Raw genomic sequence first — 16,341 nt, forward strand, 5'->3', positions numbered from 1 at the left:
TCAGAACCGGTGGGTGACCACGCCCAGGATGGCGGTTTCCTTGTAGGGGAAGGTGCCGCTGTAGAGCGAACGCCGGAGCTGCACGCTGCCGCTGGTGCGAGCGGCCAGGCGCGTGCTGACGCCGAACGTCAAGGTCTTGAGGGTGTTGCTGAACGAGGTGTTGATGCCTTCGTTCGTCTGCCGCGTGAAGGACACATTGGCCGAGGTCAGCCGCGTCAGGCGGTGGGCGTAGGTGACCCGCCAGGCCTTCTCGACAATGTCGGAGGCGATGTTGAAGTCGTCGCTGAGCGTGATCACCGGATTGAGGCGGCGCCCCGTGTTGCGGGCCACGGCCACCACAAAGGCATCGCGGGGACCGAACAGGCCCAGCGAAAGCTCCTGCAGACGTTGCACCGACGCCGACGAGGTGAGGAAGCCCGGGTTGAGCTGGAAATCGGCCGGCAGGCCCAGGCGCTGCAGCTCGGCATTCACCTGCTGCGCCCGCCGCACCGGGTCGGACTCGTTGGACAGCGCGTCGATCAGACCATAGAGCGAACCCTGGGACGCGCCCGAGGCATCCAGCTGGCTGGTGACCACGTCGCGGGTGTCCACATAGCGCCAGATCGCGCGCCGGCTGCGGTACTCGACCTCGACGTTGTGGCCATTGCCGAAATAGCGGTTGGACCGCTCGGCGAAGACGCGCGTGCGATCGGAGGGCCGCCATTCGACACCCAGCCCGGTGGAGCGGTACGACTTCATGTCGGGGGTGAGCAGGTCGTTGGACTCCACGCCGACCAGCGCCGACAGGGTCAGCGTCGGGTTCAGCGCGTAGAACAGCCGGCCATTCACCGCGTCCAGGGTCTGCCGCTGTCCGAAGCTGTAGTCGAGCTGCGTGCGACCCGCTTCGAGCGTCCAGCCCAGCGATTGCCCGGTCACCTGGCGCGACAGCCGCGCCAGGCCCTCTTCGGAGCTGATGTCGGAACGCAGCCGCGTGTCGGTGCGGGTGGTCTGGTAGGCGTAGCGCAGCTCGTAGTCCACCGAACCCATCAGGCTGCCGCGCAGGTAGGGCGAGAACCGGAAACTCGAGGTCTCCGACAGGTTGTCGTTGCCCAGGGCGTCGATGCTCGGCGACTCGAATGCCGAGATGGCCTGCTGGCCGATGATCCCGGAGAAATCGATGAAGGCGCGGTTGTCCCAGGCCTCGAAGGTGCCATTGGTGTTCAGGGACTGCTGGATGTTGTCCTGCACCGTGTTGCGCGCGTCGTAGATGCCGCGCAGCGAGTAGTCGAAGAAACCCTTGAGGCGCGGCTTGTTGACCACCACGCCAATGCCCGGGCTGATTTCGGTGATCTGCTCGTTCTGGCGGTTCTGCGTGGAGAGATCGCCGTTGTTGGAAAAGCCCTGGCTCACGGAGATGCGGGGCGTCACCCAGATGGCGGGGGGCGGGGCCACCGGCGTCTCCACCTCCACCAGATCCCCTGCGGGGCCGACTTCCTGCGCCCTCACCTGGGCATGCAGCGACAGCACGAGCAGGCCCGACAAGGCCTGCACCAGCGTGGCCACAGGGAACGATGTGGGCCGGCGGGATGATCGATGTGTCACTGGGAAACCTCCGTGAACCGATTCAAGCCGGCGTGGTCTCTGAGACCTGGGCGTCGCTCGACGCCCCGTGCCCGTAGCCGTAGCCATAGCCATAGGCATCCTGATCGCCGCCATGCACCTGGTTGAGCACCATGAGCTTGATCGGGCACGACTCGATCGTCGTCAGCGCGTGCCGGACCTGGGACTGCAGGGTCTTCTCGGCCTGCACCACCACCACGATCTGGCCCATGTGCGTGGCCAGCACGCGGGATTCGGTGGTCAGCAGCAGGGGTGGCGAATCAAAGATGATGATGCGGTCGGGGTAACGGTGGCCCATCTCTTCGATCAGATCGGTCATCGCGTCGCTGGCCAGCAGCTCCGTGGCGCGCGGATGCGGCGTGCCGCTGGGCAGCAGGCTGAGCTTGTCGATGTTGGTGCGCAGCAGCGTGTCCGACATCTCCATCTGCTTGTTCGTCAGCAGGTCCAGCAGGCCGGGGCCGGGCGGCAGGCCCAGCGTTTTCATGATCGAAGGGCGGGACACGTCGGCATCGACCAGCAGGACCGTGTAGTCCAGCTCCATGGCGATGCTCATCGCCAGGTTGATGGCGGTGAAGCTCTTGCCTTCGCCGGGCATGGCGCTGGTCACCATGATGCGGTTGCCATGCTGCACGACCGAGGCCCCCTTGCCGGTGGCATTGGCGATCAGGGGGCGTTTGATGACGCGGTACTGGTCGGCGATGGCGGCGCGCGGCGCGTTCGGCGTGACGAAGCCTGCCTCGGTGAGCCCGGCCAGATCAAGGCGCACGCTCTTGGAGACGGTCTTGGCGGCCTCTTTCATCACGGGCGCAGGCCTGGCGGCAGCGGCCACAGGCGCCGTGGTTTCGGGTGCGCTGGCGGGCGCCGCGGCGGCATCGGGCACCGCCGGCATGTCGGCGCCGGCCTGTCGCAGTTGCTCAAGCCGTTGGGCTGCTTTTTCAATCAAGCTGGACATGTTTTCAGATCACCTTCAAAGGCTCGATCGGTACGACAAGGTCACCATACCGATGAGGAACAACACGACCAAGGCCATGATGGCCAGCAGGAAACGCCGCAGGCTTCGGGATTCGCGCCGGCGCATGGCGTCGTTCTTGACCAGGGTCACCACGCCCAGCAGGGGCAGCTCGGTGGCACCGCGCAAGGCCGAGGCATCGAAGAACACCGGGCGCAGCTGACTGACCAGGAAGGTCACGCCAACACCCGCGGCCAGCGCGGCCAGCAGGGCCACGGGCAACAGCAGCGCGCGGTTGGGGGCCACCGGGCGGCGCGAGACCTGCGGCGGTTCGACCACGCGGAAGTCGGCCAGGTTGGAGGTGCTTTCCAGCTCGCCGCTCATCAACACGGTCTCGCGGCGCGACACCAGGTCCTGGTAGTTCTTGCGGTGGATTTCGTAGTCGCGGTTGAGCTGGGCCAGCTCGGCTTCCATCTGCGGCGCCACCTTGAGCTGCTCGCGCAGGCGGGCCGAGCGGCCTTCGTATTCGCCGACACGGGCGCGCAAGGACGCCACCTGCACTTCGGCCGAGGCCAGCGTGCGCGTGATTTCCACGATGGCCGGGTTGTTCTCCACCACCGGCGAGGCGGGCGAGGCCGCGGCGGCGCGGCGCATTTCAGCGATCTCGCGGCGCTTCTGGTCTTCCAGTTCCTTGATCAGGCGGCGCGTGTTGAGCACGTCCGGGTGCTGGTCCGTGAAGCGTTGCAGCAGGGCGTCCAGGCTGCGCTTGAGCGCATCGATGCGGGAATCCAGGTCGGGCGTGGCCAGGTTCAGCGACGAGGTGTCGGGCGCGGTCCGCGCCATGCTGCGCGCCTGCTCCAGCTGCTTGCGCGCGGCCTCGCGGGCGCTCTCGGCTTCGCGCAGCTCCAGGCGGGCCTGGCTGAGCGTGCTCAGCATCTCGGCCATGCGGCCGGCCACATCGAGACCTCCCTGCCCTTGCATCTCCAGGTTGCGCAGGCGGAAATCCTTCAGACGGGATTCGGCTTCGGACAGCTTGTTCTCGTAGTTCTTGATCTGCTCCTCGATGAACTTGCGGGCGTTGTCGGAATCGGTGCCGGCCGCGCCTTTGCCCGACTCGACAAAGATCGTCAGCAGCGACTTGACCACCTGCAGCGAACGCTCGGGGTTCTCGTCGCGGTACGACAAGGTGTAGAGGTTGTCGCGCCCCGTCGAGCGGATGGCGAGCGACTTGAACAGGTTGTCCACCAGGGCATCGCGCTGCGCCTTGGTCTGGCCTGCGGTTTCCAGCTGGGCCATCTGCATGAGCTTTTCCACCGTCGGCCGGTTGATCAGCGTGCGGCTGAGCATGGCCACCTGCTGCTCCACATCGGGCTGGATTGCCAGACCGGTCATGAGCGGGCGCAGGATCGACTGGGTGTCGACGTACACCCGCGACGTCGCCTCGTAGCGATCGGGGATCATCAACACGCCGGCGGCGCCCACGGCGGCCACGATCCAGGCGATCAGCACCCCGAGTCGGCGGTATTTCCACATGCCCCGCAGGGTGGTGGAGATTTGGTTCAGGAGATCGTGCATGCAGAAATCTGTGTGTGACAGCAGAACAGCGAGGGACTGGCTGGTCGCCCGACCAACCCCAAGGCCGACCGGACGGCGGCCTTAGAACCAGCCCTGCGGGATGATGAGAATGTCGCCGGGCAGCATTTCCACGTTGGCGGAAATGTCGCCGCGCTTGACCAGGTCCTGCAGCCGCACGCTGTAGCGCTTGTTGCTCTCAGCGGCGCGCACGATGGTGGCCTTGTTGCCGTCGGCGAAGTCGGTCAGCCCGCCCACCGCGATCATCACGTCCATGACCGTCATCTTCTGCTTGTAGGGCAGGAACTGCGGCTTGGTGGCTTCACCCACCACACGGATCTGCTCGCTGTAGGGGCCGACGAAGTTGGTGACGATCACCGTCACGACGGGATCGCGCACGAACTTGCCCAGCGCCTTCTCGACGTCGCGGGCGATTTCGGAGGACGTCTTGCCCTGCGCGACGAGTTCGTCGACCAGCGGCGCGGACACCTTGCCATCGGGGCGCACGGGCACCGTCAGCGAAAGCTCGGGGTTGCGCCACACGGTGATGTTCAGCGTGTCGCCCGGTCCCACCAGGTAGTTGTAGTTGGCGGTGCTGGCCACCACCGGCGCGGCCGGCAGGTTGCTGTTGCTCGCGCAGCCACTGACACCCACCAACAACGCGGTTGCAGCGGCGCCAATGGCGAGAACACGAACGAGACCGGAAGTATGTTTTCGCATGACCCATTTCCTCCATGGAACGGTGAAATGTTAATAAAAGTTAACGCCCTTTTGAATATACCGCAGACATGCGGCAATGGAACGCTTGTAAACGGTAACGAATACCCAAACCCTCCTCTGTCATGAGGAAGCGCACGCTTGTGGCGAAAACATGCATGCGAAGGCCGCAACGGGCACGCCATTTGGCATCAGGAACGCAACACGCCCGGCCGCTAAAATGCCGGTTGCTCCCGACCTCAACCCAGGAAACCCAGCATGTCCCTCTTCTCCGCCGTCGAAATGGCGCCGCGCGACCCGATTCTGGGTCTGAACGAACAGTTTGCCGCCGACACCAACCCCAACAAAGTCAACCTCGGCGTCGGGGTCTACTTCGACGACAACGGCAAGCTGCCCCTGCTGCAATGCGTGCAGGCGGCCGAGAAGACCATGATGGACAAGCCCGCCGCGCGTGGCTACCTGCCCATCGACGGCATCGCGGCCTACGACGCCGCCGTCAAGAGCCTGGTGTTCGGCAGCGATTCGGAGCCGGTGAAGTCCGGCCGCGTGGCCACGGTGCAAGCCATCGGCGGCACCGGCGGCCTCAAGATCGGCGCTGACTTCCTCAAGCGCCTCAACCCGAACGCCAAGGTCCTGATCAGCGACCCAAGCTGGGAAAACCACCGCGCCCTCTTCACCAACGCCGGCTTCACGGTCGACAGCTACGCTTATTACGACGCCGACAAGCGCGGCGTCAACTTCGACGGCATGCTGGCCAGCCTGAACGCCGCGCAGCCCGGCACCATCGCCGTGCTGCACGCCTGCTGCCACAACCCGACCGGCTACGACATCACCCCGGCCCAATGGGACCAGGTGATCGCCGCCGTCAAGGCCCGCGGCCTCACGCCTTTCCTGGACATGGCCTACCAGGGCTTTGGCCACGGCATTGCCGAAGACGGCGCGGTCATCGGCAAGTTTGTCGCCGCCGGTCTGACCTTCTTCGTCTCGACCTCGTTCTCCAAGAGCTTCAGCCTGTACGGCGAGCGCGTGGGGGCCCTGTCGGTGCTGTGCGAAAACGCCGAGGAAGCCTCGCGCGTGCTGTCGCAGCTCAAGATCGTGATCCGCACCAACTACTCCAACCCGCCCATCCACGGTGGCGCGGTGGTGGCCGCCGTCCTGAACAACCCGGAGCTGCGCGCCCTGTGGGAAAAGGAACTCGGCGAGATGCGCGTGCGCATCAAGGCCATGCGCCAGAAGCTGGTGGACGGCCTCAAGGCCGCCGGCGTGAAGCAGGACATGGGCTTCATCACCAGCCAGATCGGCATGTTCAGCTACTCCGGGCTGAACAAGGACCAGATGGTGCGCCTGCGCAGCGAGTTCGGCGTCTATGGCACCGACACCGGCCGCATGTGCGTGGCCGCGCTCAACAGCAAGAACATCGACTACGTCTGCCAGGCCATCGCCAAGGTGGTCTGAGTCGGGTCTGACGCAAAAAAGCCGCTCGATGAGCGGCTTTTTTCATGGGGCGTCCCGGGTTCAGCTCCAGATAACCGAGCGCATGGAGATGGAGGCGCCCTGGAAACCGTCGTTGAAGAAGCGCGGCTCCTCCTTGTCGGTGACCGCACCCGCCGTGTACAGCAGCGGCAGGTAGTGCTCCCAGCTGGGGTGCGCCATCTGCGCCACGGTGCCCAGCTGCTGGAAGTCGTTGAGCGCCTCCAGCCGCCCCTGAGCGAGGTGCTCGGCCGTGATGCGGTCGAACTCGATCGCCCATTCGTAGGCCTGGTTGTCGGCCGCGTCCCGGCGCATGGTGCGCAGGTTGTGCACGATGTTGCCGCTGCCCACGATCAGCACACCGCGCTCGCGCAACCGGGCCAGCTGGCGGCCGACCGCGAAATGCTCGGCCGCGGGCCGGCGGTAGTCCATGCTGAGCTGGATGACCGGGATCTCCGCGGCCGGGAACATGGGCTTGAGCACCGACCAGGTGCCGTGGTCCAGGCCCCATTCGCGCTCGTCCAGGTCCAGCGCGCGGCCGGAGTCGGGCTGCCGCACCGCCCCGCTGATGGCCCGGGCCATCGTTGGTGAACCCGGCGCGGGGTATTGCTGGTCGAACAGGGCCTGCGGGAAGCCGCCGAAGTCGTGGATGGTGGGAGGCTGGCTCATGGCCGTGAGCTGCCAGCCCGGGGTCAGCCAATGCGCCGAAACGCACAGGATCAGGCTGGGCTGCGTGCCTCGCGCGCGCAGTTCCTGGCCCAGGGCCTGCCAGCTGCGGCGCCAGGCGTTGTCCTCGATCGCATTCATGGGGCTGCCATGCCCCAGGAACAGCACCGGCAGGCGCTCGGTCGCAGGCAGCGCGGCGGCCAGGTCGGCCAGACCGGCGGCGGCGGGTGAAGAGACGGAGGCCGAAGTGCTCATGTAGGTTCCGAGGGCGGTGGCCGCGAGGGCCCCGCCGGCGATCAATAGGGGGCGACGTTGCATGGGGGGTGGCGATCGGCGGAAAAGCCATGGAGCCCGCCGCCGCGCACGAAGTTCCGGCAGGATTCTTTCACGAAGGTGACAACAACACCCGGGGGTATAGTGTTTTCACCCTTATAGGGACTTGCACATGCTGCTATATTGCACTGCAACATAACCAGATTCGACGCCCATGCTGTACCAGATTTACGAAACCCAGCGCTCGATCATGGAGCCGTTCGCTGACCTGGCCGAGGTCGCGTCCAAGCTCTTCACCAACCCCATGCTGCCGCTGGCCCAACTGCCGGGTGCCCAGCGCATCTCCGCCGGTTACGACCTGATGCACCGGCTGGGCAAGGACTACGAGAAGCCGGTGTTCAGCATCCACACGGTGGATGTGGACGGTGTGGACATCGCGATCCACGAGCGCATCGAGATCGACAAGCCATTCTGCGAGCTGCGCCGCTTCAAGCGTTTCTCCGACGACACCGAGACGCTGGCCAAGCTCAAGGGCCAGCCGGTCGTGCTCATCGTCGCCCCGCTCTCGGGCCACTACGCCACGCTGCTGCGCGACACCGTGCGCACCATGCTCAAGGACCACAAGGTCTACATCACCGACTGGAAGAACGCCCGCCTCGTGCCGATGGCCGATGGCGAGTTCCATCTGGACGACTACGTGAACTACATCCAGGAGTTCATCCGTTACCTGCAGCAAGGCTACGGCAACTGCCACGTGATGAGCGTCTGCCAGCCCACCGTGCCGGTGCTCGCGGCGGTCTCGCTGATGGCCAGCCGGGGCGAGACCACGCCGCTGTCCATGACCATGATGGGCGGCCCCATCGACGCGCGCAAGTCGCCCACGGCGGTGAACAACCTGGCCACGCAGCGCAGCTACGAGTGGTTCGAGAACAACGTGATCTACCGCGTGCCCGACAACTTCCCCGGCGCCGGCCGCCGCGTGTACCCGGGCTTCCTGCAGCACACCGGTTTCGTGGCCATGAACCCCGACCGCCACGCGTCGAGCCACTACGACTACTTCAAGGACCTGATCAAGGGCGACAACTCCAGCGCCGAGAGCCACCGCAAGTTCTACGACGAGTACAACGCCGTGCTCGACATGGACGCCGACTACTACCTCGAAACGATCGAGACGGTGTTCCAGGAATTCAAGCTGGTCAACGGCACCTGGGACGTGAAGAACGAACAGGGTGAGCTGGAGCGCGTGCGTCCGCAGGACATCAAGCGCACCGCCCTGCTCACGGTGGAAGGCGAGCTCGACGACATTTCCGGCTCCGGGCAGACGGCCGCCGCGCACGACCTGTGCACCGGCATCCCGAAGACGCACCAGATGCACTACGAGGCGCAGGGCGCCGGCCATTACGGCATTTTCAGCGGCCGGCGCTGGCGCGACATGGTGCACCCGGTGGTCAAGACCTTCATCCGCGCGCACCAGCCCGCCGCGGATGCCGCGCCTGCCGCAGCGAAGCCGGCCGTGAATGCGGCCCCCAAGGCCGTGGCGCGCAAACCGGCCGCCAAGGCACCGGCAGCGGCCCGCAAGACGGCCAGCCGCAAGACCGCCAAGGCCTGAGCGGCGAAGCCCACAGCGCCCTCGCGGCGCCGGTATATTCGCGGGCATGAACGACCTCGCCCGGCGCATCGACGCCGCCCTGCCGCAGACCCAGTGCACGCGTTGCGGTTACCCCGACTGCGCGAGCTACGCGAAGGCCATCGCGGACGGCGAAGCGGGCATCAACCAGTGTCCCCCCGGCGGGGCCGAAGGCATCGAGCGGCTCTCCGCCCTCACCGGCCAACCCGTGCAGGCGCTGGACCACCGCTTCGGCATCGAAGGCCCGGTCACCGTGGCGGTGATCGACGAGGCCTGGTGCATCGGCTGCACGCTGTGCATCCAGGCCTGCCCCACCGACGCCATCCTGGGCATCCACAAGCGCATGCACACCGTGGTGGAGCCCTACTGCACCGGCTGCGAGCTGTGCCTGCCGGTCTGCCCGGTGGATTGCATTTCGCTCGAAATCGTCAGCGGTGAACGCACCGGCTGGCAGGCCTGGTCCAGCGAACAGGCCGACCAGGGACGCGAGCGCTACACCCAGCGGCAGCAGCGCCTGGCGCGCGAAAAACAGGAACACGAAGTTCGGCTGGCGGCTAAGGCGCAGGAGAAACTGGCCGACCTGGCCGCGCACTCGCAGATCACCGACGAGGCCGTGCTCGACAAGAAGCGCTCGGTGATCGAGGCCGCGCTGGCCCGCTCGCGCGCGCGGCGCGGCCAGAGCGGCGGCTGATTCAGGCGCCCTGGCGCGCGGCCACGGTCTTGTAGACGCCGCAGCCCATGTACAGGTCGTCAACCTTCACCACGTAGGACATCTTGGTCTGGATGGCACCGGTGACCGGGTTGGCGATGTCGTACTCGACCCAGCCCTCGCCCACCTCAGCTTGCGCGACGATGGCATGGAGCAGCGCCTGGCCGTCGACGCCGGCGATGTCCTGCACCCGGCTGCCGACCTTCTCCGGCTTGCCGCCGAAGGCGCGGTAGACGCCCGCGCTGTCGAGTGCGAAGACGTACATGTCGCGGTCGTGGAAACCGCCCGAGGGCTCGGTGATCGCGCGCACGAAGGCATCGCGCCCGCCGTGCCGGCGCTGGGTCTGCGCACGGCTCACCAGTTGCATGGCCTCGTCGGCCGTGCCCTGCTGCAGCATGAAGGACGAGACCGCTTTCGACAGATGAGCCGCACGCTGCTCCAGCTGATTGGCCTGCGCCACCGCGCGCTCCACCATCTGGGCGTTGTGCTGCGTGATCTGGTCGAGCTGGGTCACCGCCGCCGAGATTTCATTCAGGCCGGTGCTCTGCTCGGCGCTGGACGCCGAGATCAGGGACATGTTGGCCGCCACCCCGCGCACGCCGGAGACGATCTGGCCGATGCTGTTGCCGGCCGTGCGGATCTGGGCCACGCCCGCCTCCACCTGGCTGCGAGAGGCTTCGATCAGCTCGCGGATTTCCTTCGCCGACGCGGACGAGCGCTGCGCGAGCGTGCGCACCTCGGCCGCCACCACCGCGAATCCCCGACCCTGCTCGCCCGCGCGCGCGGCTTCCACCGCCGCGTTCAGCGCGAGGATGTTGGTCTGGAACGCGATGCTGTCGATCACGCCGATGATCTCGTTCATCTGCTGGGCGCTTTTCTGGATGCCTTCGACCGATTCGACCGCATGGCCCATGAATTTCGCGCCCGACTCGGCCACATCGCGCACCTGCGCGGCCTGCTGGTCGGATTCGCTGGCGGTGCGGGCGTTCTGCTGCACCGTGCCCGAGAGCTCACTGACGCTGGCCGCCGTCTGCTCCAGGTTGGCGGCCTGCTGTTCGGTGCGGTCGGCCAGGTCGCGGTTGCCCGTCGCCAGGCTCTTGCCGGCGTGCGCCACCAGGGCCGAATTGCTGCGCACCTCGGCCACCATGGCCGAGAGGTTGCCGATGGTGCGGTCCAGCAGGCGGGCCAGCTCGGCCAGCTCATCGCTGCCCTGCACACGAACCGTGGTGCGCAGGTTGCCCGACACCGTCTGCCCCATCGCGCCGAGCACCTGCTGGAAATCGGCGGTGAAGCTGACGTAGAAGGAGACCATCAGGTAGGCCAGCAGCGCCAGGCCCGCGACCGCGACCATCAGGGCACGGCCGTGCAGGCCGTCGGGGCCTTGCAAGGCCCAGGCCAGCAGCAGCGGCAAGACCGACGACGCCGCGAGCAGCAACAGCTTGCCACGCAGGCGGAAGCGGCGCATCAGGGCGACGCCGGGCAACAGCGGATGGAATCCGGACATGGGTGGACCGCTCCTGGGTGGGGGCTCAATGCAGACCGGGGATGCCGGACTGGCGGGCTTCAAAGTGCCGGAACAGCTGCACGGCCATCACCCGCAGCGCATCGTCGGCCATGTTGTGGGCGTGCGCGAGTTGTTCCAGCGCGTAGCGGCGGTCGCAGATCATCAGCGCCCGGCTCACGCACATGCCCTGCGACGACATGCGCAGGCAGAACGCCTCCAGCAGCTCGACGGGCCAGGCAGGCGCCATCTCGCGGGCAAGCCAGCTGGCGGTGCCGGAAAGGTCTCTCGAAGGTTGGCCAGGGAACGGGTTCATGCTGAACTCCTGCGACAAGGGGTGGGCCGTGCCACCGTCGGCACAGCCTTCACAGGTCGCAAGATTAAGTTCAGGGCCCGCCCCGCGGTGCACCGAACAGGGCCCGAAAAGCCGCCCTGCTCCGGGCGTTCCGCCGCTCGTCCCCGGGATCAGGCCGGCTGGGCGGCCAGGCGCGCGAAGGCGCTCACCACCTCGGGCGGCGCCTGCACCAGCTCGATCAGCACGCCCTCGCCCGCGATGGGGAATTCCTCATTGGCCTTGGGGTGCAGGAAGGTGATGTCGAAACCCGCCGCGCCCTGGCGAATGCCGCCCGGCGCGAACCGCACGCCCTGCTCGCCCAGCCACTGCACGGCGGTGGGGAGGTCATCGATCCACAGGCCGATGTGGTTGAGCGGCGTGGCGTGCACCGCCGGTTTCTTCTCGGGATCCAGCGGCTGCATCAGATCGACCTCGACCTTGAACGGGCCGGTGCCGATGGCGCAGATGTCCTCGTCCACGTTCTCGCGTTCGCTGCGGAAGGTCCCGGTGACCTCCAGGCCCAGCATGTCGACCCAGAGTTTCTGCAGGCGCTGCTTATCAGGGCCGCCGATGGCGATCTGCTGGATGCCCAGCACTTTGAAAGGACGTGAGGAGGAAGGCATGCGTCAATGAACTCCGTTGAGGGACCCGGGTGAACGCTCGAGCGCCCACACCGTGGCGGGTGGCAGGTTGGCCCAGACCGAGGCCGAGCGCCGCCAGCGCCAGCCCGGGGGGATGCCGTTGAAAGGCCGCAGGTGCGGTGCGGCGTAGGTGTACTGGATCAGGCGCGAGCCCGGCTGGCGACCGATCAGCGCCAGCATCGCGCTCACGCACTCGCGGGCCTCGTCACGCGGCATGGACAGCAACGGCAGCGACGACACCAGGGTGACGGGCGAGCGCGCCTCGATCGAGAGCTGGTTCACGTCGGAAGCGCAATGGTTGAGCACCTCGGCCAGCGGAAAGGCATGGCGCAGCAGGCGGGCGAAGTCGGGGTCGCGCTCGATCACCACGAAGCGGTCCAACGCCGCGAACGACGTGGCCAGCTCGCGCGTGATGGCGCCGGTGCCCGCACCCACCTCGATCAGCACGCCGGGGTGGCTGCGCCAGACCTCGCTCACAATGGCCCGGGCCAATGCCCGGGAAGCCGGCGCAATGGCACCCATGCGGCGCGGATCGCGCAAACATCCCAGGGCAAAGGCCAGACCATGCTTCATGCGAATCCTTCAGAGCCGGATGGCTTTGAAGGTTAGCGCATTTCACCGCCCGCTGTCCGTATCCAATGGTGCTCAACGGTGCCTCAGCCGAACTCGACAATGGGCTGGTCCACCACCAGCGACTCGCCGACCTTGGCTAGGACCTTGGACACCACGCCGTCGGCGGCGGCGAACAGCACGTTCTCCATCTTCATGGCCTCGATCACGGCCACGCGCTCGCCGGCCTGCACCTTCTGGCCCGGCTGCACCGCCACGTCCACCAGCAGGCCCGGCATCGGCGAGAGCACGTATTTGCTCATGTCGGCCGGCGCCTTGAAGGGCATCAGGGCATGCAGCTCGGCCATGCGCGGCGACACCACCATGGTCTCGATGCGCGTGCCGTTGTGCTGCACCACCAGGGCCAGCGGGTTGCGCGGCGTGCCGCGCTCGATCTGAGCCGTGTAGGGCTGGCCGTTGCAGGTGCCGGTCACGCAGATGTCGTTCAGGCGCGAGGGGCTGGACATCGCGTAGCGCTTGCCGTCCACCGTCACCACGGCCGAACCGATCTCGCCCACCACCTCGTCCACATGCACCGGCTTGTAGCTGTGCTTGCCGTGGGCGTCGAGCACGATCACCGAGTAGTCGTGTCCCACCTTCACGCCGTAGCCTGGCAACTGGCCCGACAGGCCGGCCGCGCGCTCGCGCGATTTGCGACGCACGAAGGCCGCCAGGGCGACAAGAAAGTCGGGGTCGCTATGCGGCACGTCTTCGGCACGGAAACCCTGGCCGTAGTGCTCGGCGATGAAGCCGGTGTTGAAATCCCCCGCCACGAATTTCGGGTGGGCCAGCAGCGCGGCCTGGAAAGGGATGTTGCTGCTGATGCCCCGGATCACGAAGCCGTTGAGCGCTTCGCGCATCTTGGCGATGGCCTCAGATCGGTCCTTGCCGTGCACGATGAGCTTGGCGATCATCGAGTCGTAGAACATCGGGATCTCGCCGCCGTCCTGCACACCGGTGTCTACCCGCACGCCGAGCAGATCGGCCGTGTTGCCCTGGAACATGCTCTGCGCCGGCGGCGCGAAACGCACCAGGCGGCCGGTGCTGGGCAGGAAGTTGCGAAACGGGTCCTCGGCGTTGATGCGGCACTCGATGGCCCAGCCGTCGCGCTTGACCTGCTCCTGCGTCAGCGGCAGCTTCTCGCCGGCCGCCACGCGGATCATCAGCTCCACCAGGTCCAGGCCGGTGATGCACTCCGTCACCGGGTGCTCGACCTGCAGGCGGGTGTTCATCTCCAGGAAATAGAAGTCCTGGTTCTTGCCGACCACGAACTCCACCGTGCCCGCGCTCTGGTATTTCACCGCCTTGGCCAGCGCCACGGCCTGCTCGCCCATGGCCTTGCGCGTGGCGTCCGAAATGAAGGGCGACGGCGCTTCCTCGATCACCTTCTGGTGGCGGCGCTGGATCGAGCACTCGCGCTCGTTCAGGTAGATCACGTTGCCATGCGAATCGCCCAGCACCTGGATCTCGATGTGGCGCGGCTCCTGCACGAACTTCTCGATGAAGATGCGGTCGTCGCCGAAGCTGTTGCGCGCTTCGTTGCGGCAGCTGGTGAAGCCTTCCAGGGCCTCCTTGTCGTTGAAGGCCACGCGCAGGCCCTTGCCGCCGCCGCCCGCGCTCGCCTTGATCATCACGGGGTAGCCGATGTCGCGCGCGATCTCCACCGCGCGATCGGCGGATTCGATGGCGTCGTTCCAGCCCGGGATGGTGTTGACCTTGGCCTCGTTGGCCAGCTTCTTCGAGGCGATCTTGTCGCCCATGGCGGCGATGCTGAAGTGGCGCGGGCCGATGAAGGCCATGCCCTCGTCTTCCACGCGCTTGGCGAAGGCCTCGTTCTCCGACAGGAAGCCGTAGCCCGGGTGGATGGCCTGGGCGCCGGTTTTCTTCGCCGCCTCGATGATCTTGTCCGCGACCAGGTAGGACTCGCGCGAAGGCGCCGGGCCGAGCAGCACGGCCTCGTCGGCCAGCTGCACGTGGCGAGCCTCCTTGTCGGCCTCGGAGTACACCGCCACGGTGGCGATGCCCATCTTCTTCGCGGTGGCGATCACGCGGCAGGCGATCTCGCCGCGGTTGGCAATCAGGATCTTGGTAAACATCTTGTTGTTCTCCTCGGGGCTCACAGCGGAATGTTGCCGTGCTTGCGCCACGGGTTTTCGAGCTTCTTGTCCTTGAGCATCACCAGCGAGCGGCAGATGCGCTTGCGCGTCTCGTGCGGCAGGATGACGTCGTCGATGAAGCCGCGCGCACCCGCCACGAAGGGGTTGGCGAAGCGGGCCTTGTACTCGGCCTCGCGCTGCGCGAGCTTGACCGGGTCCTTCTTCTCTTCGCGGAAGATGATCTCCACCGCGCCCTTGGCGCCCATCACCGCGATCTCGGCGTTGGGCCAGGCGAAGTTCACGTCGCCGCGCAGGTGCTTGGAGCTCATCACGTCGTAGGCGCCGCCGTAGGCCTTGCGCGTGATCACGGTGATCTTGGGCACGGTGCATTCGGCGTACGCGTAGAGCAGCTTGGCGCCGTGCTTGATGATGCCGCCGTACTCCTGCGAGGTGCCGGGCATGAAACCGGGCACGTCCACGAAGGTGACCACCGGGATGTTGAACGCATCGCAGAAGCGCACGAAACGCGCGGCCTTGATCGAGCTCTTGATGTCCAGGCAACCCGCCAGAACCAGGGGCTGGTTGGCCACGATGCCCACGGTCTGGCCGTCCATGCGGGCGAAGCCGATCAGGATGTTCTTGGCGTACTCGGGCTGCAACTCGAAGAAGTCGCCGTCGTCCACTGTCTTGACGATGAGCTCCTTCATGTCGTAGGGCTTGTTCGGGTTCTCGGGCACCAGCGAGTCCAGGCTCAGTTCCATGCGGTCGATCGGGTCGCCACTGGGGCGCACCGGGGCCTTTTCGCGGTTGTTGAGCGGCAGGTAGTTGTAGAGGCGGCGCAGCATCAGCAGCGCCTCCACGTCGTTCTCGAAGGCCAGGTCGGCCACACCGCTCTTGGTGGTATGCGTGATCGCGCCGCCCAGTTCCTCGGCCGTCACTTCCTCGTGCGTCACCGTCTTCACCACCTCGGGGCCGGTGACGAACATGTAGCTCGAGTCCTTGACCATGAAGATGAAGTCGGTCATGGCCGGCGAATACACCGCGCCGCCGGCCGAGGGGCCCATGATCATGCTGATCTGCGGCACCACGCCCGAGGCCATCACGTTGCGCTGGAAAACGTCGGCGTAACCGCCGAGCGAGGCCACGCCTTCCTGGATGCGTGCGCCACCCGAATCGTTCAGGCCGATCACCGGCGCACCGACCTTCATCGCCTGGTCCATCACCTTGCAGATTTTCTCCGCGTGCGCTTCGGACAGCGCGCCACCGAAGACGGTGAAGTCCTGGCTGAACACGAACACCAGGCGGCCGTTGATCATGCCGTAGCCGGTCACCACGCCGTCGCCAGGGATCTTGTTGTCCTGCATGCCGAAGTCGGTGCAGCGGTGCTCGACAAACATGTCCCATTCCTCGAAGGTGCCCTCGTCGAGCAGCACCTCCAGCCGCTCGCGCGCGCTCAGTTTGCCTTTGGCGTGTTGCGCGGCAATGCGCTTCTCGCCGCCGCCCAGCCGCGCGGCCGCGCGCTTGTGTTCGAGTTGTTCAAGGATGTCCTGCATGGTGGTTCTCCGGAGGAAACGGTCG

The 16,341-nt window shown here is 66.5% G+C and carries 14 protein-coding genes; 3 read left to right on the top strand and 11 right to left on the bottom strand.

The features are described 5' to 3' along the window. The 4 genes from ABSY19_RS00975 to ABSY19_RS00990 form a co-directional block, all read right to left on the bottom strand. On the bottom strand, positions 1-1,581 hold the full coding sequence (locus tag ABSY19_RS00975) for a TIGR03016 family PEP-CTERM system-associated outer membrane protein (protein WP_382158262.1): 1,581 nt from the start codon (positions 1,579-1,581) through the stop codon (positions 1-3). A gap of 22 nt (positions 1,582-1,603) precedes the next feature. Then, positions 1,604-2,551 carry an XrtA-associated tyrosine autokinase gene (locus ABSY19_RS00980; protein ID WP_382158264.1) on the bottom strand — a complete coding sequence of 316 codons (948 nt, stop codon included), beginning with the start codon at positions 2,549-2,551 and terminating at the stop codon, positions 1,604-1,606. 15 nt (positions 2,552-2,566) lie between these two features. Beyond that, positions 2,567-4,123 carry an XrtA system polysaccharide chain length determinant gene (locus ABSY19_RS00985; RefSeq protein ID WP_382158266.1) on the bottom strand — a complete coding sequence of 519 codons (1,557 nt, stop codon included), beginning with the start codon at positions 4,121-4,123 and terminating at the stop codon, positions 2,567-2,569. An 81-nt stretch (positions 4,124-4,204) separates the two neighbouring features. Then, complete coding sequence (locus ABSY19_RS00990; RefSeq protein ID WP_291116680.1) at positions 4,205-4,840, bottom strand: XrtA/PEP-CTERM system exopolysaccharide export protein; 636 nt, start codon at positions 4,838-4,840, stop codon at positions 4,205-4,207. 255 nt (positions 4,841-5,095) lie between these two features. On the opposite strand from ABSY19_RS00990, the gene ABSY19_RS00995 reads away from it, so the two are divergent. Then, on the top strand, positions 5,096-6,292 hold the full coding sequence (locus ABSY19_RS00995) for an amino acid aminotransferase (protein WP_382158268.1): 1,197 nt from the start codon (positions 5,096-5,098) through the stop codon (positions 6,290-6,292). Between the two features lie 60 nt (positions 6,293-6,352). Here ABSY19_RS00995 and ygiD read toward each other — a convergent pair whose 3' ends face one another. After that, complete coding sequence (ygiD, locus tag ABSY19_RS01000; RefSeq protein ID WP_382158270.1) at positions 6,353-7,228, bottom strand: 4,5-DOPA dioxygenase extradiol; 876 nt, start codon at positions 7,226-7,228, stop codon at positions 6,353-6,355. 232 nt (positions 7,229-7,460) lie between these two features. On the opposite strand from ygiD, the gene ABSY19_RS01005 reads away from it, so the two are divergent. Together ABSY19_RS01005 and rsxB are read left to right on the top strand one after the other, a co-directional pair. Continuing rightward, positions 7,461-8,855 carry a polyhydroxyalkanoate depolymerase gene (locus ABSY19_RS01005; protein WP_382158272.1) on the top strand — a complete coding sequence of 465 codons (1,395 nt, stop codon included), beginning with the start codon at positions 7,461-7,463 and terminating at the stop codon, positions 8,853-8,855. A 46-nt stretch (positions 8,856-8,901) separates the two neighbouring features. Next, positions 8,902-9,564 (top strand): electron transport complex subunit RsxB, encoded by a 663-nt coding sequence (gene rsxB / locus ABSY19_RS01010; protein WP_382158274.1) that lies wholly within the window; start codon positions 8,902-8,904, stop codon positions 9,562-9,564. Position 9,565: 1 nt separating this feature from the next. Here the strand turns inward: rsxB and ABSY19_RS01015 are convergent, their stop codons facing one another. The 6 genes from ABSY19_RS01015 to ABSY19_RS01040 all read right to left on the bottom strand — a co-directional run bounded on the left by ABSY19_RS01015 (position 9,566) and on the right by ABSY19_RS01040 (position 16,316). Then, on the bottom strand, positions 9,566-11,086 hold the full coding sequence (locus tag ABSY19_RS01015) for a methyl-accepting chemotaxis protein (RefSeq protein ID WP_382158276.1): 1,521 nt from the start codon (positions 11,084-11,086) through the stop codon (positions 9,566-9,568). 25 nt (positions 11,087-11,111) lie between these two features. Further along, positions 11,112-11,399, bottom strand: a complete 288-nt coding sequence (locus ABSY19_RS01020) for a hypothetical protein (RefSeq protein ID WP_382158278.1) — start codon at positions 11,397-11,399, stop codon at positions 11,112-11,114. Positions 11,400-11,548: 149 nt separating this feature from the next. Then, a complete protein-coding gene (locus ABSY19_RS01025; protein ID WP_382158279.1) occupies positions 11,549-12,040 on the bottom strand; it encodes a VOC family protein in 492 nt (163 codons plus the stop codon). 3 nt (positions 12,041-12,043) lie between these two features. After that, entirely contained in the window at positions 12,044-12,631 is a 588-nt protein-coding gene (locus tag ABSY19_RS01030; protein ID WP_382158281.1) for a class I SAM-dependent methyltransferase, read from the bottom strand. Between the two features lie 83 nt (positions 12,632-12,714). Then, the gene (locus tag ABSY19_RS01035; protein ID WP_382158283.1) at positions 12,715-14,763 is read right to left on the bottom strand and encodes an acetyl-CoA carboxylase biotin carboxylase subunit; all 2,049 of its coding nucleotides are present in this window, start codon (positions 14,761-14,763) and stop codon (positions 12,715-12,717) included. 20 nt (positions 14,764-14,783) lie between these two features. Further along, complete coding sequence (locus ABSY19_RS01040; protein ID WP_382158285.1) at positions 14,784-16,316, bottom strand: acyl-CoA carboxylase subunit beta; 1,533 nt, start codon at positions 16,314-16,316, stop codon at positions 14,784-14,786. Positions 16,317-16,341 lie beyond the last annotated feature (25 nt).

Origin of the sequence: Hydrogenophaga sp. ANAO-22 (genome assembly GCF_042466645.1) — a bacterium.
Lineage (GTDB): Bacteria > Pseudomonadota > Gammaproteobacteria > Burkholderiales > Burkholderiaceae_C > Hydrogenophaga.